General features: G+C 62.7%; 25 protein-coding genes. 11 read left to right on the plus strand and 14 right to left on the minus strand.

Features of this window, described 5'->3' with window-relative positions; all coding sequences use genetic code 11:
- Positions 1 to 15 precede the first annotated feature (15 nt).
- The gene (locus F3J20_RS05795; protein ID WP_167282412.1) at positions 16 to 753 is read left to right on the plus strand and encodes a GNAT family protein; all 738 of its coding nucleotides are present in this window, start codon (positions 16 to 18) and stop codon (positions 751 to 753) included.
- Between the two features lie 78 nt (positions 754 to 831).
- On the opposite strand, the gene F3J20_RS05800 is transcribed toward F3J20_RS05795, so the two are convergent.
- The gene (locus F3J20_RS05800; protein WP_167038728.1) at positions 832 to 1,698 is read right to left on the minus strand and encodes a LysR family transcriptional regulator; all 867 of its coding nucleotides are present in this window, start codon (positions 1,696 to 1,698) and stop codon (positions 832 to 834) included.
- Positions 1,699 to 1,856: 158 nt separating this feature from the next.
- On the opposite strand from F3J20_RS05800, the gene F3J20_RS05805 reads away from it, so the two are divergent.
- A complete protein-coding gene (locus F3J20_RS05805) occupies positions 1,857 to 2,801 on the plus strand; it encodes an AEC family transporter (RefSeq protein ID WP_167038730.1) in 945 nt (314 codons plus the stop codon).
- A 13-nt stretch (positions 2,802 to 2,814) separates the two neighbouring features.
- Here the strand turns inward: F3J20_RS05805 and F3J20_RS05810 are convergent, their stop codons facing one another.
- On the minus strand, positions 2,815 to 3,270 hold the full coding sequence (locus F3J20_RS05810; RefSeq protein ID WP_167282413.1) for a VOC family protein: 456 nt from the start codon (positions 3,268 to 3,270) through the stop codon (positions 2,815 to 2,817).
- Positions 3,271 to 3,451: 181 nt separating this feature from the next.
- Entirely contained in the window at positions 3,452 to 4,546 is a 1,095-nt protein-coding gene (locus F3J20_RS05815; RefSeq protein WP_167282415.1) for a porin, read from the minus strand.
- 290 nt (positions 4,547 to 4,836) lie between these two features.
- On the opposite strand from F3J20_RS05815, the gene F3J20_RS05820 reads away from it, so the two are divergent.
- Both F3J20_RS05820 and F3J20_RS05825 read left to right on the plus strand, forming a co-directional pair.
- Entirely contained in the window at positions 4,837 to 5,811 is a 975-nt protein-coding gene (locus F3J20_RS05820) for a zinc-binding alcohol dehydrogenase family protein (protein WP_167038736.1), read from the plus strand.
- Positions 5,812 to 5,854: 43 nt separating this feature from the next.
- Entirely contained in the window at positions 5,855 to 6,031 is a 177-nt protein-coding gene (locus tag F3J20_RS05825) for a DUF1427 family protein (RefSeq protein ID WP_167038738.1), read from the plus strand.
- A gap of 245 nt (positions 6,032 to 6,276) precedes the next feature.
- Here F3J20_RS05825 and F3J20_RS05830 read toward each other — a convergent pair whose 3' ends face one another.
- The 4 genes from F3J20_RS05830 to F3J20_RS05845 all read right to left on the minus strand — a co-directional run bounded on the left by F3J20_RS05830 (position 6,277) and on the right by F3J20_RS05845 (position 8,982).
- The gene (locus F3J20_RS05830) at positions 6,277 to 7,551 is read right to left on the minus strand and encodes an RNA polymerase sigma factor (protein WP_167282417.1); all 1,275 of its coding nucleotides are present in this window, start codon (positions 7,549 to 7,551) and stop codon (positions 6,277 to 6,279) included.
- 10 nt (positions 7,552 to 7,561) lie between these two features.
- Positions 7,562 to 7,981, minus strand: a complete 420-nt coding sequence (locus F3J20_RS05835; RefSeq protein ID WP_167282419.1) for a VOC family protein — start codon at positions 7,979 to 7,981, stop codon at positions 7,562 to 7,564.
- Positions 7,982 to 8,029: 48 nt separating this feature from the next.
- Positions 8,030 to 8,443: a YciI family protein gene (locus F3J20_RS05840; protein ID WP_167282420.1), complete on the minus strand. Its 414-nt coding sequence runs from the start codon at positions 8,441 to 8,443 to the stop codon at positions 8,030 to 8,032.
- 185 nt (positions 8,444 to 8,628) lie between these two features.
- Positions 8,629 to 8,982 (minus strand): YciI family protein, encoded by a 354-nt coding sequence (locus tag F3J20_RS05845; RefSeq protein WP_167038746.1) that lies wholly within the window; start codon positions 8,980 to 8,982, stop codon positions 8,629 to 8,631.
- Positions 8,983 to 9,432: 450 nt separating this feature from the next.
- On the opposite strand from F3J20_RS05845, the gene F3J20_RS05850 reads away from it, so the two are divergent.
- A complete protein-coding gene (locus tag F3J20_RS05850; protein ID WP_167282421.1) occupies positions 9,433 to 11,394 on the plus strand; it encodes a carboxypeptidase-like regulatory domain-containing protein in 1,962 nt (653 codons plus the stop codon).
- A gap of 126 nt (positions 11,395 to 11,520) precedes the next feature.
- Here the strand turns inward: F3J20_RS05850 and F3J20_RS05855 are convergent, their stop codons facing one another.
- Complete coding sequence (locus F3J20_RS05855) at positions 11,521 to 11,991, minus strand: hypothetical protein (protein WP_167282423.1); 471 nt, start codon at positions 11,989 to 11,991, stop codon at positions 11,521 to 11,523.
- Positions 11,992 to 13,056: 1,065 nt separating this feature from the next.
- Here F3J20_RS05855 and F3J20_RS05860 point away from each other — a divergent pair.
- A complete protein-coding gene (locus F3J20_RS05860) occupies positions 13,057 to 13,542 on the plus strand; it encodes a GNAT family N-acetyltransferase (RefSeq protein ID WP_167282425.1) in 486 nt (161 codons plus the stop codon).
- Positions 13,543 to 13,566: 24 nt separating this feature from the next.
- Positions 13,567 to 13,929, plus strand: coding sequence for a DOPA 4,5-dioxygenase family protein (locus tag F3J20_RS05865; protein WP_167282426.1), 363 nt, complete (start codon positions 13,567 to 13,569; stop codon positions 13,927 to 13,929).
- An 89-nt stretch (positions 13,930 to 14,018) separates the two neighbouring features.
- Here F3J20_RS05865 and F3J20_RS05870 read toward each other — a convergent pair whose 3' ends face one another.
- The 4 genes from F3J20_RS05870 to F3J20_RS05885 all read right to left on the minus strand — a co-directional run bounded on the left by F3J20_RS05870 (position 14,019) and on the right by F3J20_RS05885 (position 17,532).
- Positions 14,019 to 14,336, minus strand: coding sequence for a high-potential iron-sulfur protein (locus tag F3J20_RS05870; RefSeq protein WP_167038756.1), 318 nt, complete (start codon positions 14,334 to 14,336; stop codon positions 14,019 to 14,021).
- A gap of 214 nt (positions 14,337 to 14,550) precedes the next feature.
- Positions 14,551 to 15,474 (minus strand): hypothetical protein, encoded by a 924-nt coding sequence (locus tag F3J20_RS05875; RefSeq protein WP_167282427.1) that lies wholly within the window; start codon positions 15,472 to 15,474, stop codon positions 14,551 to 14,553.
- A gap of 101 nt (positions 15,475 to 15,575) precedes the next feature.
- Positions 15,576 to 16,400: a hypothetical protein gene (locus F3J20_RS05880; protein ID WP_167282429.1), complete on the minus strand. Its 825-nt coding sequence runs from the start codon at positions 16,398 to 16,400 to the stop codon at positions 15,576 to 15,578.
- Between the two features lies 1 nt (position 16,401).
- Positions 16,402 to 17,532 (minus strand): hypothetical protein, encoded by a 1,131-nt coding sequence (locus F3J20_RS05885; RefSeq protein ID WP_167282431.1) that lies wholly within the window; start codon positions 17,530 to 17,532, stop codon positions 16,402 to 16,404.
- 275 nt (positions 17,533 to 17,807) lie between these two features.
- Here F3J20_RS05885 and F3J20_RS05890 point away from each other — a divergent pair, with 275 nt between their 5' ends.
- The 4 genes from F3J20_RS05890 to F3J20_RS05905 all read left to right on the plus strand — a co-directional run bounded on the left by F3J20_RS05890 (position 17,808) and on the right by F3J20_RS05905 (position 22,066).
- A complete protein-coding gene (locus F3J20_RS05890) occupies positions 17,808 to 18,527 on the plus strand; it encodes a FadR/GntR family transcriptional regulator (RefSeq protein WP_167038764.1) in 720 nt (239 codons plus the stop codon).
- Positions 18,528 to 18,626: 99 nt separating this feature from the next.
- On the plus strand, positions 18,627 to 19,394 hold the full coding sequence (locus tag F3J20_RS05895) for an SDR family oxidoreductase (protein WP_167282433.1): 768 nt from the start codon (positions 18,627 to 18,629) through the stop codon (positions 19,392 to 19,394).
- 101 nt (positions 19,395 to 19,495) lie between these two features.
- Positions 19,496 to 20,794: an MFS transporter gene (locus F3J20_RS05900; protein WP_167038768.1), complete on the plus strand. Its 1,299-nt coding sequence runs from the start codon at positions 19,496 to 19,498 to the stop codon at positions 20,792 to 20,794.
- A 24-nt stretch (positions 20,795 to 20,818) separates the two neighbouring features.
- Complete coding sequence (locus tag F3J20_RS05905; RefSeq protein WP_167038770.1) at positions 20,819 to 22,066, plus strand: enolase C-terminal domain-like protein; 1,248 nt, start codon at positions 20,819 to 20,821, stop codon at positions 22,064 to 22,066.
- 103 nt (positions 22,067 to 22,169) lie between these two features.
- Here the strand turns inward: F3J20_RS05905 and F3J20_RS05910 are convergent, their stop codons facing one another.
- Entirely contained in the window at positions 22,170 to 22,901 is a 732-nt protein-coding gene (locus tag F3J20_RS05910) for a PepSY-associated TM helix domain-containing protein (RefSeq protein ID WP_167282435.1), read from the minus strand.
- A 53-nt stretch (positions 22,902 to 22,954) separates the two neighbouring features.
- Entirely contained in the window at positions 22,955 to 25,201 is a 2,247-nt protein-coding gene (locus tag F3J20_RS05915; RefSeq protein WP_167282437.1) for a TonB-dependent siderophore receptor, read from the minus strand.
- Positions 25,202 to 25,272 lie beyond the last annotated feature (71 nt).

A 25,272-nucleotide genomic window follows, 5' to 3' on the forward strand; every position in this document is an offset into this window, starting at 1 on the left:
ACAAGGAGAGCAGACATGGAACCGAGACTCAACGCGTTCGCGCAGCCGATCGGCGCGCCCGTGCCGGGCTGGCAAGGCGCGCAGCCCCCGCGCCGCGAACCGCTGGCGGGCCGCTATTGCCGTATCGAGCCGGTCGACGTCGAGCGTCACGCAGCGGACCTGTTCGAGGCCTACAGCTCGGCCGCCGATAGCCGCGACTGGACCTATCTCGCGGTCGGTCCGTTCGACAGTCTCGCCGCGTATCGCGAGCACCTGACGCGCATGGCGGCGTCGGCGGACCCGCGCCATTACGCGCTGATCGATCTCGCGACCGGCAAGGCCGTCGGCACGTTCGCGCTGATGCGCATCGACTCGGCAAACGGCGTGATCGAAGTCGGCCACGTCACGTACTCGCCGCGTGTGAAGCGCACGCGCGTCGCTACCGAAGCGATGTTCCTGCTGATGAGCGAAGTGTTCGACACGCTCGGCTACCGGCGCTTCGAATGGAAATGCGATTCGCTGAACGAACCGTCGCGCGCGGCCGCGTTGCGCTATGGATTTACGTTCGAGGGCATCTTCCGCCAGGCGATCGTGTATCGCGAACGCAATCGCGATACGGCGTGGTTTTCGATCCTCGACAAGGAATGGCCGCAGTTGCGTACGTGTTATACGCGCTGGCTCGAAGCCGGCAACTTCGATGCGCAGGGGCAGCAGGTTGCACGGCTCGCGGATCTGATTGCGCAGCAGCGGGCGGTGGGTGGGAAGGACGTTTGATGGTGCGTGGTGGGTGGAATGAACGGCAACGCTTGGCAGGGTAGGGGCGCGCTGTTTTTTGCAGAAAGCTCGCCCTCCTCACGCCATCTCCAGAAACCTCACCAGACACGGATTACGATTCGCCGGCGACCACGCGAGCACCTGCTCGATCAACGGCGCATCGACGAGCGGCCTGAACACCACGCCAGCCAACTGCGCCTTGCGCATCGACGAAGGCACGAGCGCGACGCCCACGCCTTCGTCGACGAGGCTCAGCACCGTCTGCTGCAACTGCACCTCGAAGCGGATGTCCGGCTCGAAGCCGCCCGAGCGGCAATGGTCGAGAATCGTCGCGCGCAGACTCGGCGCGACTTCTTCCGACGCGAGCACGAACGGCTCGCCCGCCAGTTGCCCGATCTTCAGGCGCCGCGCGCGCGCCCGCGGATGGCTGCGCGCAAGCGCCACGCACAGCGGCTCGCTGAGAATCGTGCGCGTTTCGAGTCCCTTGTCGGGCACGTTCGGAAACATGATCGCCGCATCGATCTGACCGGCGTGCAGTTGCTCGGCCAGGTCGTTCGACACCACTTCGCGCAGCTTCAACTCGACCTCGGGATACGCGGCGCCGAACGTGCGCGCGTAGCCAGGCACGACGCTATACGCCGAGCACATCGTGAAGCCGATCGCGAGCTTGCCGGCCTCGCCGTGCGCGGCGGCCTGGGCATTGCTAACCGCCTGCTCCACCGAGGCGAGAATCGCGAGCGCGTCGGCATAAAAGCGCTCGCCGGCAGCAGTCAACGTGACGCTGCGCGGGTTGCGCTCGATCAGCTTCACGCCGAGGCTCGCCTCCAGCGCCGCGAGTTGCCGGCTCAACGGCGGTTGCGACAGATTCAGACGCGCCGCGGCACGGCCGAAATGACGCGTTTCGGCGAGCGTCACGAAGTAGCGCAACGGCTTGATGTCGATCACGATACCCTCGCGGATTAACGATGCAGAAAAGGTATTGCTGAAGCTCGAAAACAGTATTGGATTGTATCAACGTAAACCACTACGCTGGCGGATCGCCCCATTCGCCGTACCCATTCACCGTCGCTCGCCCGGCACTTTTCGCACGATTTTTTACACCGATGTTAGCCACTCTCGAGATTCTGCTTCCCGTTTTCGGCCTGATTTTCGCGGGCTTCGCGTGCCGCCGGCGCGGCGTGCTCGGACCGCACTCCGCTTCCGAACTGAATCGATTCGTGGTGTGGCTCGCGCTGCCGGCGCTGCTCTTCAACACGATGGCGCACGCGACCTGGCAGCAGCTTTATCAGCCGGCCTTCGTCGCGACGTTTTCGATTGCCTGCGTGGCCGTGTTCGTGCTGATCCTCGCGATACGCCTGCTGAAGGGCCGGCACCTCGCCGACGCGAGTGTCGACGCAATTGCGGCCTCGTATCCGAACACCGGCTATATCGGCTTTCCACTCGGCGTGATCGCGTTCGGCCAGGCGAGCCTCACGCCGACCACGATCGCGACGATCCTCGTCGCGTGCGTGCTGTTTGCGTTCGCGATCGTGCTGATCGAAATCGGCCTGCAAACCGAGCGCACGCCGCACAAGCTCGGCCTCAAGGTGCTGCGCTCGCTCGCGCGCAATCCGCTGATCGTCTCGCCGATCGCCGGCGTGCTGTTCGCGAGCCTGCACATCGCAATGCCCGCGAGCGCGGACACGTTCCTGAAGCTGCTCGCCGGCGCGGCGAGCCCGTGCGCGCTCGTGAGCCTCGGCCTCTTTCTCGCCGAAAAACGTCCGTCCGACGCCGGCGCAGGCAGCGTCTCGCTGTGGCTGACCGGCGCCAAGCTGATCGGCCAGCCCGCGCTGACGTGGTGGCTCGCGGCGCGCGTGTTCGAGCTCCCGCCGATGCTGGTCGAAATGGCGGTCGTGCTCGCCGCCTTGCCGACCGGCACCGGGCCGTTCATGCTCGCGGAGTTCTACGAACGTGAAGCGCACATCACGTCGCGCACGATTCTGCTTTCGACGGTGGGCTCGGTGGTGACGTTGTCGCTACTGCTGGCGTTGATGGGACATCGCACCTGAGCGGCGCGCGAAATCAGACTTCCGGCGGCGCGGAGCGTAGTTCCGCAACGGGCGTGCTCATCAGGCCAACGGCAACCCCATCAGGGTCTTCGACGACGGCATATCGCGCCCCCCAGAATGCGTCATAAGGTGCCTGAAGTCCGGTGTAACCGGCGCTGGTCAGATCGGCATACGTGGTGTCGACCGCATCGCGCGATGGGAGCTTGAAGCCGACAACGACTTTGCCGCGGAGATCCTGGCGCCCCTGCCAACCGCTATTCCAGATCCGGGCAAAGCCCACACTGTCGAGATCGAAATCGATTGCCGCATTCCCGCCCTCTCCAACGCCAACGTGATGAGCCCCGCTTGCAGTGCGCCAAACGCGCTGCTCCGGGATATCGACACCCAGCCGACGATAAAACGCGATCGACGCTTCAACATCGCCGCTTACGATGTTGATCTGGTCCAACGTAACATGTTGACGGTTCATTCCCAGTACTCCCAAAGAGTCCGCTTGCGAGTGAGCATAATGTACGGCTGTTGGCGGACCACTTCAAGCATCGCCCTGGCGAGTCCGGTGCGTGAGCAAGGTGTCGTGATGAAATGAAAAAGCCTGCAACCCGGTGAGGATTGCAGGCTTTTTCTATAACTACGCCGACTACGCCAAAAAGTTAGAACGACGTGCGAATACCGACGCGCGCCACCGCCTGGTTCTTCGACGACGATTCGGCATTGTCGCCGATCGCCGCGAACACGTCGTGCCCCGAGGCTTTCTGATAGACGCCCTGCGCGTACAGGTCGGTACGCTTCGAGAGCCGATAGTCGGCCATCAGGCCAAACTGATTGCGGTGCGGCGAATTGCGGACGCCCAAATAGGAAATCGACTCGTCGGTGTAAAGATACATCGCGGCGACATACCATGCGGCCGTGATGTTGTACTTCGCGTTGAATTCGAAGTTGTCGAACTTCACGGTGCTGGCAGGCACGGTCGGACGATCGACGATATCGGTGTGCGTGTACACGAGGCCGAGCACCGCGGGTCCGATCGAATAGTTCGCGCCGACGCCCGCGACGCGCTGCTCCGCCGACAGATACGGCGAACCGACGACGGCGCCGCTCGAGTTGGCACTCGCGCCATCGATGTCCAGATACGCGGCGGCAACCGACAGCGGCCCGTTCAGATAGCGCGCGCCGAGGCTCCAGGCGCGGTTGTCGGCGAAGGCGCCTGCCTGATTACTGAATCCATACAGGCCGCCGAACTGCAATCCCGCGTAATCGGCGCTGCTGTATTTCACCGCATTGTTGATACGGAACGATTCGTTGACGTTGTCGGCATCGAACGGATGCGAGAACAGCGTGCCGCCCCAAGCGCCCGCGGCGGTGAGCGGCGAGACGTAGTCGACGATCGAATCGTATTGCCGCCCGAACGTCAGCGTGCCGAAGCGGTTCGACGCGAGGCCGAGATAGGCCTGACGGCCGAACAATTGTCCGTTCGGCAATGCGCTGCCGTTGTTGATGCTGAAACCGTTTTCGAGTTGAAAGACCGCGCTGAGACCGCCGCCGAGGTCCTCTCTTCCTTTCAGTCCCCAGCGATTGCCGAGTTGCTGGGTGCCGCTCACCAAAGCGTAGGCGGAGTGGCCTCCGATGTTGCTGACGTATTCGAGCCCTTCGTCGATGGAGCCGTAGAGTGCGACGCTGCTCTGCGCATAGGCGCTGCTCGTCAGCAAGCCAAGTGCGGATAAGAAGAGGCCTTTCGCCAAGTTCATTTTTTTCCCCGTGCGCCCTGAATACCGCGTTTTTTAAGTACCTTTTGATGACTCGCGATTCTAGGGTGGGAAGCTTTCGCCAAGATTTCAGGTGTTGTTATTGAGTGTTTTGAACAACGGTCATTTAGCGGACATCGCTTTGCCCCGATAACCGGTTAGCCGGACCCGGCTGCGCCAACCCGCGTCTTGTCCGAAATTCGAAAACCCTTGTCCTGATGCCTTTGCCTGCGTCACTTAGACTAGGCTCCATTCGCTGCACGACGCAGCGCAAACAACCGGAGCAACGCACGATGAAAGCGATCCAGTTCAAATCCTTTGGCAACCCTGAAGTGCTCGAATACGTCGATCTGCCGACGCCGCAGGCCGATGCGCAGCACGCGGTCGTGCGTGCCATGGCGGCCTCGGTCAATCCGAGCGACGTAAAGAACGTGTCGGGACACTTCGAACACACGGCCCTGCCGCGCATACCCGGTCGCGACTTCAGCGGCGTGGTCGTGGATGGCCCGCAGGACTGGCTCGGCGCCGAGGTGTGGGGCACCGGCGGCGACATCGGCTTCACGCGCGACGGCACGCATGCCGAGTTCATCGAGGTGCCGCTCGCGGCGTTGTCGCGCAAGCCTGCCACGCTGAGTCACGCGCAAGCGGCGGCGATCGGCGTGAACTTCGTGGTCGCGTGGCTCGGCACCGTCGAATACGCGCGCGTGCAGGCCGGCGAAACGATTGCCGTGATCGGCGCGGGCGGCGGCGTCGGCGGTGCGGTCGTGCAGATTGCGAAGGCACGCGGCGCGCGCGTGATCGCGCTCGACCGTCGTCCGCTCGATGCGAACACGCCAGCTGGCCGCCTCATCGACGCCTACGTGCCGTTCGACGAACGCGCCACCGAACGCCTGTGCGAACTGACCGGCGGCGCGGGCGCAGACGTGGTCTACGACACGGTTGGCGGCGTCGCGTTCGAAACCGCGCTGAGTCTCGCGAAACGGCGCGGCCGCGTGCTCGAAATCAGCGGCACGGGCAAGCGCCGAGTCGAATTCGATCTGATCGATTTCTATCACAACGAGACACAATTGCTCGGTGTGGACAGCGCGAAGCTCGGCGTCGCGGAATCGGCGCCGCTGATGACGGCGCTCGTCGAAGGCTTCGAAAACGGCAAGCTGAGCGCTCCCGCCATCGCGCAGGAATTCCCGCTCGAACGCGCGCGCGAAGCGTATGAAGCGGTCGCAAGCGGCACGCGCGGCCGCGTCGTGATTCGCATGAACGAGCACTGACGAACCGCTCGCCCCCGCCAACCTTCGCATAGGTACCCGAACCATGAAAGCGTATTTGATCTCGCTCGCCGCCGGTGTGCTGGTCGGGCTGCTCTACAGCGTGCTCGACGTGAAATCGCCCGCGCCGCCGACCGTCGCGCTCGTCGGACTGCTCGGCATGCTCGGTGGCGAACATCTGCTTCCGCTCGTGCGGACGTGGCTCGCGTCGGGTCTGCATTGAAGCGACAGCGCACGCCGGTCGTCACACGCTAAGATTGAGGCCAGCGGACCCGCGCGCCGCCCGGCGACGACCAGCAAAGCGTCGCCTCGGAGAACAGGCGGCAATTGATGCGTTGAGGCCGGCACACTTAGCACGCTTGTTGCGGTACGGGTTGCCGTATTTGCGGCAACGTACGTTGCGCGGTAAGCGCGAAGCAAGCTGCCTTGCAGCGGCGCGCGCTTCAATACATGAGCGTCAAATAAGCTTCAATTCGCCAGCCCGCGCGCACGGTCGAGCAGCAACTCACGCTCGCGCGCATTGCGCGTCATCGCGGCCGCGCGCTCGAACTCGGCGCGCGCTTCGTCGATGCGGCCGAGCTTGACGAGCAGATCGGCGCGCACGCTCGGCAGCCAGTGATAATTCGCGAGCGCCGCATCGGCGGCGAGCGCATCGGCAATCTCGAGGCCGGCCGCCGCGCCGAACGCCATCCCCACCGCCACCGCGCGGTTCAACTCGACCACCGGCGACGGCGCAACCTGCGCCAACGCATCGTAGAGCGCGACGATCCGCGCCCAGTCGGTCTCGTCGGCGCGCCGCGCGCGCGCATGACACGCGGCGAGCGCGGCCTGCAACGCGTACGGCCCGCTCGCGCCGCCGAGCGCATGCGCGTTCTCCAGCGCAGCGAGTCCGCGGCGGATCAGCAGCGGGTCCCAGCGGCTGCGATCCTGATCGAGCAGCAGCACGGGACGCCCCTGCGCATCGGTGCGCGCGCGCATGCGCGAGGCCTGAATCTCCATCAGCGCGACGAGGCCATGTACCTCGCTTTCGCCGGGCACGAGCCCGCTCAACACGCGGCCGAGCCGCAGCGCTTCCTCGCATAGCGCGGGACGCATCCAGTCGTCGCCGGCCGTGGCCGAATAGCCTTCGTTGAAGATCAGATAGATCACCTGCAGCACCGACGCAAGGCGCACCGCGCGCGCGTCGGCCTGCGGCACTTCGAACGGCACGCGTGCCGCCGACAGCGTGCGCTTCGCGCGCACGATCCGCTGCGCGATGGTCGGCTCGGGCACGAGAAAGCCGCGCGCGATTTCCTCGGTAGTGAGGCCGCCGAGCAGGCGCAGCGTGAGCGCGACGCGCGCATCGGTCGAGAGCACCGGATGGCACGCGGTGAAGATGAGCCGCAGCAGATCGTCGCCGATGTCGTCGGCGCGCGCGGCATCGAGCGCATCGACGAAATCGGGCACCACGTGCGCCTCGAACGCGTCGAGGTCGTGGCCCAGCTCCTCGCGCTTGCGCGCATGCAGCGCGTCCTGGCGCAAGCGGTCGAGCGCGCGGTTTTTCGCGGTCGTCATCAGCCAGGCTCCGGGATTGTCGGGCACGCCCGCGTCCGGCCAATGTTCGAGCGCGGCCACCAGCGCATCCTGCGCGAGTTCCTCGGCCAGCCCGACGTCGCGCACGATCCGCGCGACGTGCGCGATGACCTTCGCGGCCTCGATGCGCCAAACAGCCTCGATCGCACGATGGGTGGCCTGTATCGTCACGGACTTCGCCTTAGGCCTGAGCCGCTGCCGGTGGCTGCGCGTTCGGGTCCATGTACGCGAGTTCCCAGATATGGCCGTCGGGGTCCTCGAAGCCGTGCCCGTACATGAAGCCGTGGTCTTGCGGCGCGCGCGGCGCGGTGCCGCCCGCGGCCAGCGCCTTCGCGACGAGCGCGTCCACTTCCTCGCGGCTCTCGCACGACAGGCACACGAGCACCTCGGTGCCTGTCTTCGGATCGGCAAGCGGCTTGTGCGTGAAATCCTTGAACATGTTCTTGACGAGCAGCATCGCGAAGATGTTCTCGCCGAGAACCAGACACGCGGCCTGCTCATTGGAAAAGCGCGGTTCGAAGCTTAAGCCGAGCGCGCTGAAAAACGCTTTCGAGCGTTCGAGGTCGTCGACCGCGAGATTGATGTAGATCTGCTTGTGCATGATGGCGTCCAGTCGGTAGTCGGAGAGGCTCGCGCGTTCAGCGCCGTTTCAGCGCCGTTGTTCTTCCAGTTTGCGGAAGTTGTCTATTTCCGGGCCCGGCTCGAAGTCGTCGAGTTCGAACAGTTGCCGCACTTCGATCTCGCCCTCGGCCTGTTCGCCGAACGGCGCGGGAAAACGCCGCGCCCACTCCATCGCTTCCTCGCGCGAGCGCACCTGGATCAGCGTGTAGCCGGCAATCAGTTCCTTGGTTTCCGCAAACGGCCCGTCGACGACCGTGCGCTGGCCGCCGCTGTAGCGCACGCGCCAGCCTTTCGAACTCGGCTGCAAACCGGTTGCGTCGAGCAGCACGCCGGCCTGGGCCAGCTGTTCGTGGTACGCGCCCATCGCGGCGATCAGCGACGCCTCGGGCATCTCGCCCGCTTCGCTCGCGGCCGTGGCCTTGACCAGGATCATGAATCGCATCGTCGTTGCTCCATTTTTTATGAATGATTGATGTTCTGAGTCGGTCGCGATCCGGCGGCGGCCACACCAGGCCCCAAGCCCCAGGCCGTCCAGGTTCGCTCCTTATTCACACGACGAGCCATGCGCGGCCCGATCGACATCCGCGACAGGGCCCCAGGGAAAGTACTTAAAAGATGCGCGTGCGGCTACTTGAAGCACGGCCCGAGCTGGCGGACCTCGACCGTGCACCACGCGGCGGCCGGGCAGGCCTCGGCGATCGCCAATGCCTCTTCGCGCGTCTCGCAGTCGAGCAGAAAGAAGCCGCCGATCATTTCCTTCGCCTCGGCGAACGGACCGTCGACGAGCTTCGGCTGGCCGTCGCGCACCTGCACGCGCACGGCGTCGCTCTGCGACGTCAGCGATTCGGCCGCGAGCAGCTTGCCGCGCGCCTTCAGGCCCTCGGCGAACTGCACCATCTGGCCGTAGACTTCGCGGCCCGCGGCTTCGCCACGTTCGGCGCGTTGATTCGGGGGTTCGACGATGAGGAGCATATAGGACATGGCGTTTCCAGTTGTCGTCAGGGAGCGTCGGTGGTCGATGCCGAGCGCCGGCGCGCGCAGCGCATACCACGGCGCGCAGCGGCGGCAAACAGGCCAAGCCAGTCTAGCAAGCGAGAATGACAGCGGCAAACGCGCGGCGGCGTGCGCGGGGCCGCGCGCCATGCGTTTGCGCCGGGCGTTTGGCCGGGCTTTTGCGGACACTCGTACACGCGTACGCCCGTACCCGCAGGCAGCCCATCGACAACCTGATAAGCAGCCCGCACAGCTCATGTGCACACGCGACACGCCGACGCCGCTTTGAAGTATTCTCCGGGATCGCTCGAACCCGCGCTAAAACGGCCGCTTCACCATCCCGCCGCCAAACCGCATCACCGCGTGACCGCGATTCGCGGCCTCGCCTCATGCACGGGCATCGCGACAAATCGAACAATCCGAGCCTCAGGGGACTTCATGCATCGACCGACCGTGCGCACCGGCATCGCAGCCGCCATCGCCTTTGTCTTTTTCCAACTCGGCGGCTGCGGCGGGGGCGGCGATGCCGGCTCGGGATCGTCGGGCACGCCGCCCGCGACCGCGACCTCGATAAGCGGCACCGTCGCGGCCGGCACTGCGCTCGTCGGCGCCAGCGTCACGCTGATCGACGCGGCCGGCAAGCAGGCCACCGCCACGACCGACACGCAGGGTGCGTACAGCATCGCGGTCAAGGGTATGACCTTGCCGTTTTTCATTATCGCCAGCGCACCGGGCGGCCTTGCCGCGCCGCTCGCATCCGTCGTCGCGCGGCTGCCGGCCGGCAGCGCGCCGGCCGTCGCCAACGTCACCACGCTGACCACCGCGCTCGCCGCGATGCTCACGAGTTCGGGCAACCCGCTCGATCTCGCCGCAAGCGGCGCGCTCGCGAAAGTCACGCTGCCGTCCGTGCAGATCGCCACGATCACACTCGACACGATCCTCGCGAACCTGCTCGCGCAGAACGGCATCCAGATGGCCGGCTTCGATCCGGTCGGCACCGCGTTCACGCCGAATCACACGGGCGCCGATGCGGTGATCGATTCGGTCTCGGTCGTGACGAGCGCCAACGGCGGCTCGTCGCTCGTGTCGAACGCGGCACTGGGCACGGCCGTCGCGCTCGACAACAAGACCGCGCAGGGCACAGTGCTCGCCGCGTCGCCGGTAGCGGCGAACTATCTGGAGCCGCTCGCGGCGCTGCTTACCGCGTGTGCCGCGAGCGGCACGCTCAACGCGTCGTGCGCGCCCGCCATCGACGCCGCCTACAAGGAAAGCGGTTCGACCGATCTTGCGATCGCGCACGGCCTGACGGACGCGGTGCTGACCGGTGCGGTGTTCGGTTCGCCGAAGACGCTCGCCTTTTTCGCGCGCAACGGCCAGCAGCTCGCGCTCGTGCAGTTGCCGCTCACGCTGGCGAGCGGCACGCCCGCCGTGCTCTACAGCATCGCGCAGCCAGTCGCCACGCCGGTCGCGCTCGCGAACGGCGCGCAGCTCGGCTGGGACCTGATCGGCGATCAGTCGTCGTTCGCGGTGGCGATCAAGTCGCAAATCGAGCGCCGCACGTTCCTCGATACGCGCCTGAACGACGTGAACCGCTACGAATCCGGGCTCGACATTTCGATTCCGGCCACCGCGAATCCGAACGTCTATTCGGCGTCGGTCACGGGGCCGGGCCTTGCCGCACCCGTATGGCTGATGCCGCGCAGCGCGTCGGGCAGCGGCACGCTCGGTCTTGCCGATAGCACGCTGAGCGCGCCGCCCATTGCGCCCGCGACGACCGCGAGCAACACCTCGCTATACCGCTGGTCGTGGCAATCGCTCTCGTCGACGGCGAACTTCACGCCGCCCGCGTCGAGCGGCGACTACGCGGCGCAAGCGCTCGATGCGGGCAGCGTGCCGCTCTACTCGACCTACACCGTGACGTTCTACGACAAGAACGGCGCGCAGCTCGGGCAAGCGGCGGTCATCAATCCGGGCAGTCCGCTCGGCGCGGCGGCCGGCGGCTCGGTCGCCTGGCCGTCGCTGGTAATGAACGGCGCGACGACGCAGTTCCTCACGCCGGGCACGCAACTCGCCGCCGCGCAGTACGCGCTGAGCGTGACGTGGTCGAGCCTCGTCAACGGGATGAATCTCGCGTATCTGGTCACGTCGGCGCAGATTCAGGCGACCGCGCAGACAACAGCGGGTCTGGACGCCGTGGACGGTTTCTCGGTCGGCCAGCCGAACAACACGACGGTGGGGCAATATCAGACGACGGTCAGCGCGGGCGTGGATGCATCGGGCACACAGAGTTGCACGAACTGCCCGTTCCCGGCGCTGGCCACGGGCGGCTCGCGGCTCATCGATCTTGGCGGCGGACGGGACGGCATCGCGTTCCACGACGTTACGCAGTACAACGACTGACGACCAGGGCTGGATGTGTCTTGTCTTGCGCGCGTTTTTGCCTCACGCGCGCCGAATACGAAAAACGCCCCACGTTGGGGCGTTTTTCGTTTTTCGTATGCTGTGTGTCGGTGTGTTGCCGCTCGCTCAGACCGCTTCGGCGAGCGAATGCACCTGCGCGGACCGCATCAGACGTTCAATCATTTTCGCTTCCGCGTTCGCGATTTCGCTCAGCGAGGCCGCCGACAACTGGCCGTCGAAAATCGCCAGCGCGGTACACAGGCGCGCGTAGTCATCGTCTTCGAGCAACCAGCGGCCGCTTTCGCGCTCGCGCGCGTCGAGCCGCACCATCGCCGCATGCGCGCTTTCGATGTCGGCAAACGCGTCCTCGCCGAGACCAAGCCGCGCCAGTTCCCGCGATATCAGCAGATGCCGGCTCAGTGTCGTATGCGAGCCGCGCGCGCCGTGGCCGCGGCGGAAAGCATCGAGCGCGGCATAGGCTTGCAGCAGCATCGTCTGCGTGACCGGTTCGTGGGCGGTGCGGCTATGGGTCAACGCGCGCAATAACGGGGACATGGCCGACCGGCCGTGCTTGCGAACTCGCGATTTACTGGACATATCGATTCATCCTCCTTCTCACTGCTCCTGCGCGGCCCGATTCCGGCCCGCGCCGGCGGCAAACGCCGCTCTCTCTCATCCGACGCATCTGGCGCCCGTCAGTTCACCACGCAACGCACTATGCGTTGCTGCGTTGCCCGACATTGCCTGACCGTAGCGCAGAATGCAATGCCCGCATATCGGTTCGAACCCGCCGGAAACAAGTCGAGCAATCCACGATGACGAAAAAAAACCCTGTTCCGCGAGGAACAGGGCTGACAGGATGGAACCGTCGTACATGTGCGTGGAGCCTGCCGACTTCTAACCACCAAACCTGCAAAGCTGTTGCTACGTGTACTGCTACCGCGATGACTGCTGCGTCAAACATTGTTTGAAACATTCGCTTCAACCCGCTACTTTACGGCGACTGCAATTTCTACCGTATGCGCGGGTACTGCTACTGCATACAGCCGGCCCCTCGTTTTTAACTGCGCCTGGCCGCCCCCTGCTGATTCGCGCCTGTTTTTCTGGGTGGATTGCGCGGTGTGTTCACTGCCTCTACTGCGGTGCGTCTACTGCGTACTACCCATGCAACTGCTCACTGCGAACTGCCACTGCCCTGCTGCTCGCCGCGCTCGACTGCCACGGCGTACGGCCATCAACGGTACGGTTCAAACACGACGCAGAGGAAGAGTGCGTCGATGGGCTCGGTGATTTGTCGCTCCATGGAAAACAGTGTAGGCGAGCACATACGGAAGCAATTGCGCGAAGCGAGGGGCATTGGCGGGTTAATTTGCCGAATCGATGTAACAACGGGACTTTGGTCAGACGTAAGTGGAGGGAACGTGCGGGCATTTTTTCTTGTAGCGCTCGCGGTGATACGTTTGCGCCCGCCCGCAAACATCTTCTATCGCCGGAACGCACGCCTCGCGCGTGACGGCTCGTTCGAGCGCCGGATGTCCGCGTTGCATGACAAAGTGGCAAGGCCGGGATGATCGCGTGGTAAAAAGACGCGGCCGGCGCGACAATTCTTATTCGCGCTCCATGCGCCGAAACGCGCCCGAACGCGCCGAAAAAATTGCCGATATGTCCGCCCGATTCACAGCAGAACGATCCAGCCTGAGCCTGCGTCCCGCGCTCCCCGACGACGAAGCGTTTCTGCTCGCGCTACGCAAGGCCACGATGACCGAGCATCTCGACCGCGCCGGCGAACCGACCGACGCCGACGCCCATCGCGCGCGCCTGCTGCATCGCTACGAGGTGGCGCAGGTGATCTGCATCGACGGCGCGCCCGCGGGTCTGCTCAAGGCGTATCACAGCGACAACGGATGGTTCGTCGAACAATTGCAGATCGCGCCGGCGTTGCAAGGGCGCGGCATCGGCGGGCAGGCGCTGCGCATCGTGCTGCGCGCCGCCGAGGCCGACGCGCTGCCGGTCACATTGCACGTACTCAAAGGCAATCGCGCGAAACGGCTGTACGAGCGCCTCGGCTTCGAGACCGTCGGCGAGGATGAGACCCAGTTTCACATGCGCCTCGCACCGCGCGCCGCGGCGGAAAGCGAAGCAGAATGAATGTCGGATAAAGACAGGTACAGCATGAACACCGATACGATCTTTCGTGATTCGTCAGCTATCGAAAGCTGGCACGCACACATCTATTTCGATGCAGCAAGCCGCGACGCCGCATGGACGTTACGCGAGCAGATCGCGGCACACTGGGGCGACAAGCTGCAGATCGGCCGCTTTCACGAACGGCCGGTCGGCCCGCATCCGATGTGGTCGTATCAGCTCGCGTTCACGCAGGCGCAGTTCGGCGACGTGGTCGGCTGGCTCACGCTCAATCACGGCGCGCTCGACGTGTTTCTGCATCCGAATACCGGCGATGCCTTGCGCGATCATCGTGATGCGGCGGTGTGGATTGGCCGGTCGTATCAACTGGTGTTGAAGGCGTTGATGTAGGCGGGGCGCTCGATATCGTTCGAGGAAGGCGGGCGACGCGTTATTGCGTCATGGTGTCATTGCGTTATCGTGCCCGCTTGCATGTTCGCTTACATGTTCGAATACGAGCTACACCAGCCACGCGACGCGACCTGCTTGTCGCCGAACAACGTGCAGCCGCCGTACGTATCCGACGCCTTGCCCTGGAATAGCGAACACGTCGCGCACGATTGCCCGGCCGCGAAGTTCGGGAATTTCGCCTTATCGACTTTCGATGCGTCCTCGGTATAGCCGACCGCCTTCGCTTGCGGATCGGATTCGCTCAGCATATTGGCCGGGCTGGCCGCGAAAGCGGTGCGGGACAGTGCGAGCGCTGAACCCGCGCTGACGCTCAACAAAAGAAAATGACGGCGTGATGTTTTTTTCATTTCCGTATGGCTCTGAATGGGTTTCGGATGGGGACTCGTGTGGGGTGGCGCGGGACCATGTTCGACGCAATTGGCAGGTTCGCGGTCGATCGCGGCGAGCGTTGCGCGGTATGCGTTCGTTGAAGAAGGTAACGACAGACGAATATATATCACGCATGGAGCGAGGCCATGCGGTGGGTTGACTTGGACCCGCTGCTTTTATGGTCGGATCGGATCAGGCCAGTCGTTCCGGGCGATATTCGCCGGACCACATCCAGCGTACTTCAGCAGGTGGCATGTCGAGTCGTAGGTGTGGCTTGAACCTGTCGCCAGTTCGTACCACCGCCTTGCCGACTATTCCGGCTTGCGTCCAGCTTTCCCATAGGCCTGTTTCAGGACACGCCATGCCGGTGCGCAAATCCATCATGCCGTACTTCTGGCGCTTGGCGAGGTGGCGTTGTTCCAGTTCTTCGGGTGTCAGATAGTGACGGCTGATGCCGAGGTTACGTAAATCAACGGCCTTTCGTACTTTCGAAAGCTTCGCCTCTCCGCCACCCTGATCTCTCCATTCGCCCAGATAGCCGAGACCCACATACACATCAAAAAGCGAATCTGGCGGCATTGGAAGACGATAGTTGAACCCGAAGAAATTCTCGGGGTAAAACCTTGATGCATCGGCGACTCCGACTGGTACGAAAAAGTCTCCCTGTTCGATGCGTACACCGTCTATCGATTCGCCCCGGACCAGACGGTGCAGACCCAGGCTTTCGAAGCGTTCGTAGGGTATGTTTGTGTGAATGTCATCGCTGATCTTGATGGCAAAGGAATCGATACAGGGTTTTCCATCGACTAGCTTGAGCTTGTTGTAGATGAAGTAAATCGACATCACACCTTCCTGGTAATACGCGTATTTAACCAGGTCTATCTGTTCCGATTGATATTGCGGTTTGCCAAGGCGCCGTGTTACGTCATCGAACGTGATTTGCCCTGCGATCCATTGCAGGCCGATTTCTGTGAAGCGCAACAGTTGTTCCTGTTCCCGAGCGGACATGGGTTTGGGAATGTCCTGCAAGTCACTTCCCGTCGCTGAAGGCAGAATGGTCTGCGCTTGAAGAGTCGGGATGCTCATGAACAAAAACACAAGGAACACTGCACTCATTTTCCGCATGCGTGTAAAGCCCGTAATGGCCGGCTTGCATGAAATAGCAACCGGCCATATCTCCACAGTAAAATTGGACACACCGCGATTTATGGATCGGATCAAGCCAACCGCTCCGGGCGATACTCACCGGCCCACATCCAGCGCACTTCAGCAGGCGGCATGTCGAGTCGTAGGTGTGGCTTGAACCTGTCGCCAGCGCGTACCACTGCCTTGCCAACTATTCCGGCTTGCGTCCAGCTTTCCCATAGGCCTGTTTCAGGGCACACCATGCCGGTGCGCAGGTTCATCATGCCGTACTTCTGGCGTTTGGCAAGGTAACGCTGCTCAAGTTGCTCCGGCGTTAAATACCAGCGGGTGATCTTGATACTGCGCAGGTCGCGCGGGTTTTGCAGGCTTCGGAATTCGGGACCGTCGTGTCCGTATTTTCCTTTATATGTCACTGTGACATACACGTCGTATAGGGAATCAGGTGGTAGTAGTTGACGATAGACAAAATCGACAGTGTCGGGGTCACCCCCAATGATTACGCCTCGAGGTGAAAAGTAGGAGCTTCGCTCGTTACGCACACCGTCAATCGACTCTCCTCTGACCACGCGATGCAGGTTCAGCCTGGCCTCATAGCTTTCCTTCGGAATGTCGGTCGTCGTTAGACTGTCAACACCGATCAGGGCCGTCTTGACACTAGGCTGTCCGTCTACGGGATATAACCTGTCGAACATGAATTTGATCGATACGTTATCCCCAAGGAAATAAGTGTAGTCGACTGTGGTAACGCCAGGGTTATCGTATTTCTTCGGTTTTCCGAATCGACGGACTATCTCGTCGAATGAAAGTGTACCTGTTGCCCAGGCCAGCCCGGCTTCGAAGAACGGAAACAGTTGCGCCTGCTCCTGCACGGACATGGGTTTCGGAATGTCCTGCACGTCACTCTCCTTGACTGGCAATGGGCTGCTCTGTGCCCGAAGAATCGGGATGCTCATGAGCAAAGGCATAAGGAGCACTGCACTCATCTTCCGCATGCGTATAAATCCCATAGTGACCGGCTTGCATGAAATAGGCACCTGCCATATCTCCACAGTAAAACGCATCGTTTTCCCAGGGACGTCCCCGGTAGTCCTCTGAGCATCTGTTAGGCTCGGCCACCATGCTGTCGATCATGATCGGAGTGCCGCCGTAACCTGATTTCTGTAGAAGATCGACTGCCAGTTCCCTGACCTTTTCGAATTCACTTTCCAGTGACTGCGTGCTGGACAGATAGCCTGGCGGCCTAACCCTGCCAGTACGCCAGAGATTGAGTACCCAGACATACTGCGCGATGGCTATACGTTTGATACTCGCCAGCATCAAGGGATCGTCAGGTATGGTGGTTTTTCTGGCGAGCTCAACTGCGACAAGTCCATCATCGCTATCTGCGACTACAGCACCCGGCCACTGATCGATCCGTGTATCAGGGAAATTATCCGGATGTTGCTGCGCCATCGCGTAGCTCCAGAACCATTGCTGGCAATGTCGCGACTCGTGGTAAATCGTATCGACAAATGCCTTGAGCGTTCTGAAGCGCAGATAGCGTTGACCCGCATCCTCGTCCGCTAACCGGCTCATAAGAATGAGGTCTTTAAGATCATTGAGATACAGGAGCAGACTCCAGTTCGCGGAATCAAAGAAGCCCTGCTCGGAGGCTGAACTTTGCGCTACATCCAGGGAGATTGCCTGAGGTACCGCTTTCCCTGGCATACCCCCAGCCTCCGGTCGATCGGTCATCGCCTTCGTAATGAGCGGCTTTATCGCTTCAATCAGAAAGTCTTGTCCCGATCGGTCAATCGGCCACCTGAGCACCTTCTCCGGCCCCCCTTTCCCAAAGAAAGTATTCCCCCACTGAATCTTCTCGAACAGCGACTCCACCGCAAACGCGTAATCCCTGGCAACCGGAAACATAAGCTTCCCCTTGCGCTCCGGATCCAGGTCAGAAAAGCGCATCCCCCAGCGCTCGGCCGAGCAGAGTGCATAGGTCGGGATTCTGCCGGCGCTGGTGAGGCCTGGCTGATTGATCTCCACGATATGGTTGCCAACCTTGTGTGTGCGTCTAGCGGGCATTCCTGGCTTTCTCCTGTCAATCGGATTTCGTGCTGACGCCCTTGGCGCGACGGGCGAACCCACAGTATCGAAAGCCCCCACCCCACGGTCTATAGGAATTGGACTAATTTTTATCTCAAGTAAGCAATCAACCTGACGAGCCACGCCCCCACCTCTCGCCAGGGTCAACCCTGATTGCGAGGAAAATGCACCACGCTTATCTTTCTACATCATACGTATGACATAGAGAAGGTAGCATGGCGACCCTGCATCGACAGGTTCTCAATCAGATGGGCGAGCAAATCTGCTCCGGCAAATTCGCTCCGGGCGACGTTCTTCCGTCCGAACCAGAACTGGCCGAACAACTGCAGGTGAGCCGGATCACGATCCGCGAGACCATGAAGTCGCTGTCGGCAAAGGGCATGCTTCAGGTCCGGCGCCGGTACGGCACGGTCGTCCTGCCCCGGTCGCAGTGGCAATTGTTCGATCCGGACGTGATGACCTGGCGGGCTCGCGCGAGCAGCGCCGATGCGAGCCTGATCCAGGACCTGATGGAATTGCGTCTGATCATCGAGCCCAATGCGGCCAGGCTCGCCGCCTTGCGCGCCACGGCTGAAGACAAAAAAGCCATCCGCCGCGCCTATAACGCGATGGAGCGGGCGGTTGCCGGCCACGGCGAATATGTGCCGGCCGACCTCGCATTTCATGGCGCGATTCTCACCGCTTGCCACAACCAGTTCGTCGAACAGATGCAGAACGCGCTATCGGCGATTCTGCGCACGAGCTTCGAATTGAGTTCCGAAATCGCCGGCGGCCCCGCGCGTTCGCTGCCGATGCACGAGGCCCTGTGCGTCGCGATCGAGCAAGGCGACGGCGTTGCCGCCGAACAGGCGGTGCTCACGCTGATCCGGCGCGCGGAACAGGATTTCGAGGATCGGGCCAAACTCGCATCGACGGTGAACGGCAAGCCGGCCTGAGCCGATTCGCCTCTACGACGACGCATGCATCGCGCCCGCATAACGGGCCGCGAGGGGCGCCCGTACGCCCGGTTTCGACACATTGAAAAGGAAGATGAGATGACCCAGCTTTTTGACTTGACCGGGCGCACCGCGCTCGTGACCGGCTCGGCCCGCGGTATCGGCTTCGCGCTCGCGGAAGGTCTCGCGACGGCCGGCGCGCGCGTCGTACTGAACGGCACGCGCGCGGACACGGTGGCGGACGCGGTCGAGCGTCTCGCCGCAAACGGATTGGACGTGCAGGGGCGCGCCTTCGACGTGACCGACGAAGCAGCGGTCGTGGCGGCCTTCGAGGCGTGGGACGCGGCCGGCATGCAGATCGACATCCTCATCAACAACGCGGGCATTCAGTTTCGCAAGCCGCTCGTCGAACTCGAACTCGCCGATTGGCAACGCGTGATCGACACCAATCTGACGAGCGCGTTCATCGTCGCGAAGCATGCCGCGAAGCGCATGATCGCGCGCGGCACCGGCGGCAAGATCGTCAATATCGGCTCGCTGACGAGCGAAGCGGCGCGCGCAACCGTCGGCGCCTATACCGCGGCCAAAGGCGGCATCAAGATGCTGACGCGTGCCATGAGCGCCGAGTGGGCGTCGTCGAACATTCAGGCGAACGCGATCGGGCCGGGCTACATCCTGACCGACATGAACAAGCCGCTGATCGAGAATGCGAGTTTCGATGCGTGGGTGAAGAGCAGCAACCCGTCCCAACGCTGGGGCAAGCCGGAAGAACTCGTCGGCACCGCGGTCTATCTGTCGTCGCCGGCATCGAGCTACGTGAACGGGCAAATCATCTTCGTCGACGGCGGCTGGCTCGCCGTACTCTGAAGCGGAACACCTTCGGAAAAACCCATCAGGACAGGACACGACTCACCCGAGCGGGTGAGTCGACCATTTAATTAGTATGCCGCATTAACCCAGGAGACATCATGGAAGACGTCAAACCCGTTGCAACACAAAGGTGGTGGTATCTCATGCCCATCATCTTCATCACGTACAGTCTCGCCTATCTCGACCGTGCCAATTACGGTTTTGCCTCGGCGGCCGGCATCGACAAGGACCTCGGCATTTCGCACGGCATGTCGTCACTGATCGGCTCGCTGTTCTTCCTCGGCTACTGCCTGTTTCAGGTGCCCGGCGCAATCTATGCGCAGCGCCACAGCGTCAGGAAGCTGATTTTTTTCAGCCTGATCCTGTGGGGAATCTGCGCGGCCGCAACCGGCGTGGTGAGCAACATTCCGATGCTGATGGCGCTGCGCTTCGTCCTCGGCGTGGTCGAGGCCGCCGTGATGCCGTCGATGCTGCTCTACATCAGCCGGTGGTTTACGCGCAGCGAACGCTCGCGCGCGAACACCTATCTGATCCTCGGCAACCCGGTGACGGTGCTGTGGATGTCGGTGGTATCGGGCTACCTCGTGCATAGCTTCGGATGGCGTGAGATGTTCGTGCTCGAAGGCATGCCCGCGCTGGTCTGGGCCATCGTGTGGTGGTTCACGGTCCGGGACCGTCCCGCCGACGCGCCCTGGATGAGCGACGCCGAAAAGGCCGAACTCGAAAGGCGCCTCGTCGCCGAGCAGGCCCATATCGCGCCGGTGCGCGACTACAAGGCAGCCTTCCGTTCGCCGACGGTTCTGAAGTTCTGCTCGATTCATGCGCTGTGGAGCGTCGGCGTGTACGGCTTCATCATGTGGCTGCCGTCGATCCTCAAGATGGCAGCGCAAATCGACATCGTCTCGGTCGGCTGGCTCGCGGCCGTGCCCTATGTCGGCGCCATCGCGCTGATGCTGATTGCGTCCTGGCTCTCGGACAAGACGCGCAATCGCAAACTGTTCGTCTGGCCGCTGCTGTTGACGGGCACGCTCGCGCTGGTCGCATCGTTCCTGATCGGCAGCGCGCATTTCTGGATTTCGTTCTGGCTGCTCGTCGTGGCAGGCGCCACGATGTACGCACCATATGGACCGTTCTTCGCGCTCGTGCCGGAACTGATTCCCGGCAACGTGCTCGGCGGCGCGATCGGCTTCATCAATGCGAGCGGCGCACTCGGCGCATTCCTCGGCGCGTGGCTGGTCGGCTACCTGAACGGCGCGACCGGCAGCCCCGCCGCTTCCTATGTCTTCATGGCGGTCACGCTGCTGTTGTCCGTGATCCTGACGATGCTGCTTCCCGGCGCTCCGGCGCAACGCGCACAGCGCGACGGGGCACTGCCGGCCGCCACGGAAACCCACTAACTCCGCCGCTACCGAGAAACTGAAATGGCTACGCTTATTACCGATGTCAAGGTTATCCTGACCGCGCCCGAAGGCATCAACCTGATCGTCGTGAAGGTCGAGACGAATCAGCCGGGCCTATATGGCCTTGGATGCGCGACGTTCGCGTACCGTCACCTTGCCGTCAAGTGTCTGATCGAGGAGTATTTGCGGCCGTTGCTGATCGGCCGCGACGCCGAAGCGATCGAGGAAACATGGCAACTGATGCACCAGAACGCGTACTGGCGCAATGGCCCGATCGAAAACAACGCGATTTCCGGCGTAGACATGGCGCTGTGGGACATCAAGGGCAAGATGGCGAACCTGCCGCTGTACCAGCTTTTCGGCGGCAAATGCCGCGAGGGCGTGCCCATCTACCGTCACGCCGACGGCCGCGATCTCAGCGAGCTTTGCGAGAACATCCAGAAGTACCGCGAGCAGGGCATCACGCATATTCGCTGCCAGAGCGGCGGCTATGGCGGCGGCGTGTATGGCAAGGCGCCATCGACCGCACCGGCCGGCGCCCTCGATGGCGTGTATCTGGATAGCCGGAAGTACCAGCGCGAAACGCTCAAGTTGTTCGACGGCATCCGCAGCCGGGTCGGCTTCGACGTCGAACTGTGTCACGACGTGCACGAAAGGCTGAAGCCGGTCGAGGCCATCCGGTTCGCGCGCGAACTCGAACAATACGAACTGTTCTTCCTCGAAGACGCCATCGCGCTGGAAGAAGGCGAATGGATGCGCCAGTTACGGGAAAAGACCACGACGCCATTGGCACAAGGCGAACTCTTCAATAATCCTTATGAATGGCGCTTCCTGATTACGGAACGCTTGATCGACTTCATTCGGGTTCATCTGAGCCAGATCGGCGGCATCACCGCGGGCCGCAAATTGCAGATCTTCGCCGAGCAGTTCGGCGTGAGAACGGCATGGCATGGTCCCGGCGATATGTCGCCGCTCGCGCATGCGGCGAACATCCATATCGATCTGGCGTCGCGCAATTTTGGCGTTCAGGAATGGTCGGGAACCGAGCCGCCGAATTTCGTGATTCAGGAACTGAAGGGACCGAAGGCCGCATTGCTCGACGTATTCCCGGGCTTACCCGAATTCAGGAACGGTCACGTGTACGCCAACGACAAGCCGGGACTCGGCGTGGACATCGACGAAGCACAAGCTGCCCAATATCCGTGCGAAAACACGGTCACGACGTGGACTCAAACGCGCTTGCGCGACGGGGCCCTGCAAACGCCATGATGCAACGTAGGTAAGCGCGTGCGACGAGCCCGGATAAACGGGCTCGTCGCGCTTCGGAAACATCGAACATGGCCTGCGCTGCATAGCCAGGCCATGCGCGCATTTACATCATGCCCATGCACACGGCAGCCGCAATCGATCCAAGCACGAGCACCGCGCCGACGGTCTTGCGCCTGTTCAACTCGGTCCACAGCAACACGCCGGTCAGCGACAGCAGAATGATGCTGCCCGCGAGCGTATCGATCAGCAACACCCAGCCAACGCTCAGGCCGACGCCCTTGTGCAGGTTCGTCAACATCGCGAGGAAGGTGTTGGCGCTGCGCTTGACCGTCACATAGTTATTGCCGACCCAGTACTCGGCCGAGGTATTCTCCTTCGGCGACGCGAAATTCAGTTGCCAGTGCTCGGGCTGCATCACGCTACGATCGCCCCACGCAACCGGATGCCCTGACTCCTTCTGCACGCGGCCCGGATTGCCCGCGATTTTCAACTCATGCCTGAGCCACTTCGCGAGTTCGCGCGGCGACTCGGGCGCCGGTTGCGGCAACGGCACCTGCACGACGGACACCTGCGGCTCGCCGGTCGATACCCTGAGGGGCCCGCCGCGATGGTTCAGAAAGAACCCGGTCGTGCCGAACAGCAGACCGAGCGCGGCGCCCCACAAGCCGATCCAGCCATGCACCTTGCGCAGCCATTTGATGAACGTCGCGCGACGCGAGCGCTGCCGGCGCAGTTTCAGTTCATCGCCATCGAGCCGCCGCGGTTCGTGCGCTTCGTGCGTCTCGTGTTCGCCGACGGCGGGCGGTTGAAGGTCGATTGTGTCCGATACGCTCACGTTTCACTCCAGGTACGCAACAGATTGTGATGGCTCGCGATGCGCTTGCCGCATCAGAAGCGGTAATCGAACGTCGCGAGCAGCGTGCGGCCGATGCCCGGCACCGAACGTCCGCCATCGGACGGAATCAGCGCATCGAAGTAGTACTTGTTGGTCAGGTTCAGCAGGTTCAGGCGCACGTCGAATTTCTTCGCGTGATAGGCAGCGGTTGCGTCCCAGCGCGTATAGCCCGGCACCTTCACGTAGTTCGTGTTCGACGCATAACGCGGCGACATATAGATCGGACCGCCGCCGATTTCCCAGTGCGGCGTGATCGCATAAGTCGTCCAGAGCGTCAGCGTGTTGCGCGGCGTATTGGCCGGCGTGTGACCCTGAGTGCCGTCGGCGGCCTTCAGGATGATCGCGTCCATATAGGTGTAGCCGCCGAAAATCTGCCACTTGTCGGTGAGGTGCCCGGTCACGCCCGCCTGAAAACCGTCCACGCGAATGTCGCCGGCCAGCGAGTATTCGGTCGGCGAGACCTGGGTGCGCGCGTTGTCCATCTCTTCGCGGAACAGCGCCGAGGTCAGCGAAATGTTGCCGCCGAACAGGTCCCACTTGCCGCCCACTTCATACGACTTCGTCGATTCCGGCGCGAGGTTCTGCGTGAGGTTCGTCACCGTCAGCGTTTCGAGCGACGGGTTGAACGACGTGCCGTACGATACGTAGTACGACTGCCAGTCGGTCGGCTGATAGATCACGCCGGCGCGCACGCTCGTGAAGTAGTTGGTCTGACTCGCGTAAGCCGGCGCACTGATCGTGTTATGAATCTCGGCCGAAAAGCGATCCCAGCGCAGACCGCCGATCACCTTCCATTGCGGCGTCAGCGTGATCGTATCGTTCAGGTAGGCGGCAATTTCGTTCGCACTCGAATCGGCATAGTTGCCGACCGTGGTCGTCACGTTCGACGGCGTGCCCATGATCGGCGGATTGAGCATCGGCACGATCGGCAGGTTGTTGCGCGTATAGGCCTGGTTCGTATAGCTGTCGTGGCCCACTTCGACACCGGCGATCACGTCGTGTTTGATCGGCCCGGTATTGAATTTGTATTCGAGCATCGTGTCGTTGTAGATCGCGTGATTCTCGATCACGCGGTCATGACTCTGCAGCTTGATGAACAACTGCGAGGGAGACAGCGTCGTGAAGTTGCCATTGGTCAGCGCGGTGGCCGACGGCGAACCGGGCAGCACCGCTTGCGGCGCGGTTTCGCGCGCGTCGGTCATCGAGTGCGAGAGCTGCGTCTGGTTGGTCAGCGTGAGGTCGTCGGAGAACTTGTGCTTGATCGCCGCCGTGAAGATCTGCACGTCCTGGATCGTGCGGTCGCTCGTCAAACCGTAGAACGTGTTCTTCGGCACCGGCGAGGGCCGGCCGTTCAGCGCCTGGATGCCGTAGTCGGGCATGTCGTCGTTGTGCTGGATCAGCGCGGACAGCGTGATCTCGGTCGGCGTGCCGATGCCGAAGCGCACTTCCGGCGCGATGCCGAAGTCCTTGCTTTTCATGACGTCGCGCGTCGAGCCGAGGCTCTGGCCGAATGCGTTCAGGCGGATCGCCGAGGTGTCGGTGAGCTTGTGGTTCACGTCGACGGTCGAGCGATAGCGGTCGTCGGTGCCGATCATGCCGGAGACTTCCGCCGAATCCGTCAGGTTCGCCTTCTTGCTGACCTGGTTGATGACGCCGCCGGTCGAGCCGCGGCCGAACAGCATCGACGACGGGCCGTACAGCACTTCGAGCGATTCGAGATCGAACGTGTCGCGGTAGTACTGGTTGCGATCGCGGAAGCCGTCGAGATAGATGTCGTTTTGCGCGGTGAAGCCGCGCAGGTTGATGTTGTTGCCGATCTGCCCGCCTTCGGCCGCGCCGATCGTCACCCCCGGCGCGTTGCGCAGCGCGTCCGTAAACGACGTCGCGCCTTGCGAGGCGAGCAGGTCGCGATTGATCACGGTGACGGTCTGCGGAATGTCGCGCAACGCGGTCGGCGTTTTCGCGCCGACGCTCGAGCGCTCGGCCTGGAAGTCCTGCTGAACGGCTTGCCCCTGCACCCCGATGGTCGGCAGCGTCTGTCCGTCGGCGGTCGGCGCGTTGGTCGCGTTGGTCGCGTTGTTCTGGGCGAGCGTCGTCGCGCTATGCGGCGCTGTTGCCGGCGCGCTCGCGGCAGCCGGTTGCAGTGCGCTTTGCGGAGCGGTCTGCGCGATCACCGGGGTCGCGAAAGGAACGGTAAAAGCTAGCGCAAGCGCTGTCGCGAGCGGCGTGTGGTTGAGCATGGATATCCCGTCAGGAATGCGCTTGTCGAATTCGCATGTCCGGCATGCAATTCATGACAAAGCCGCAATTG

This window comes from Paraburkholderia sp. Cy-641, from assembly GCF_011752945.1.
Classification (GTDB): domain Bacteria; phylum Pseudomonadota; class Gammaproteobacteria; order Burkholderiales; family Burkholderiaceae; genus Paraburkholderia.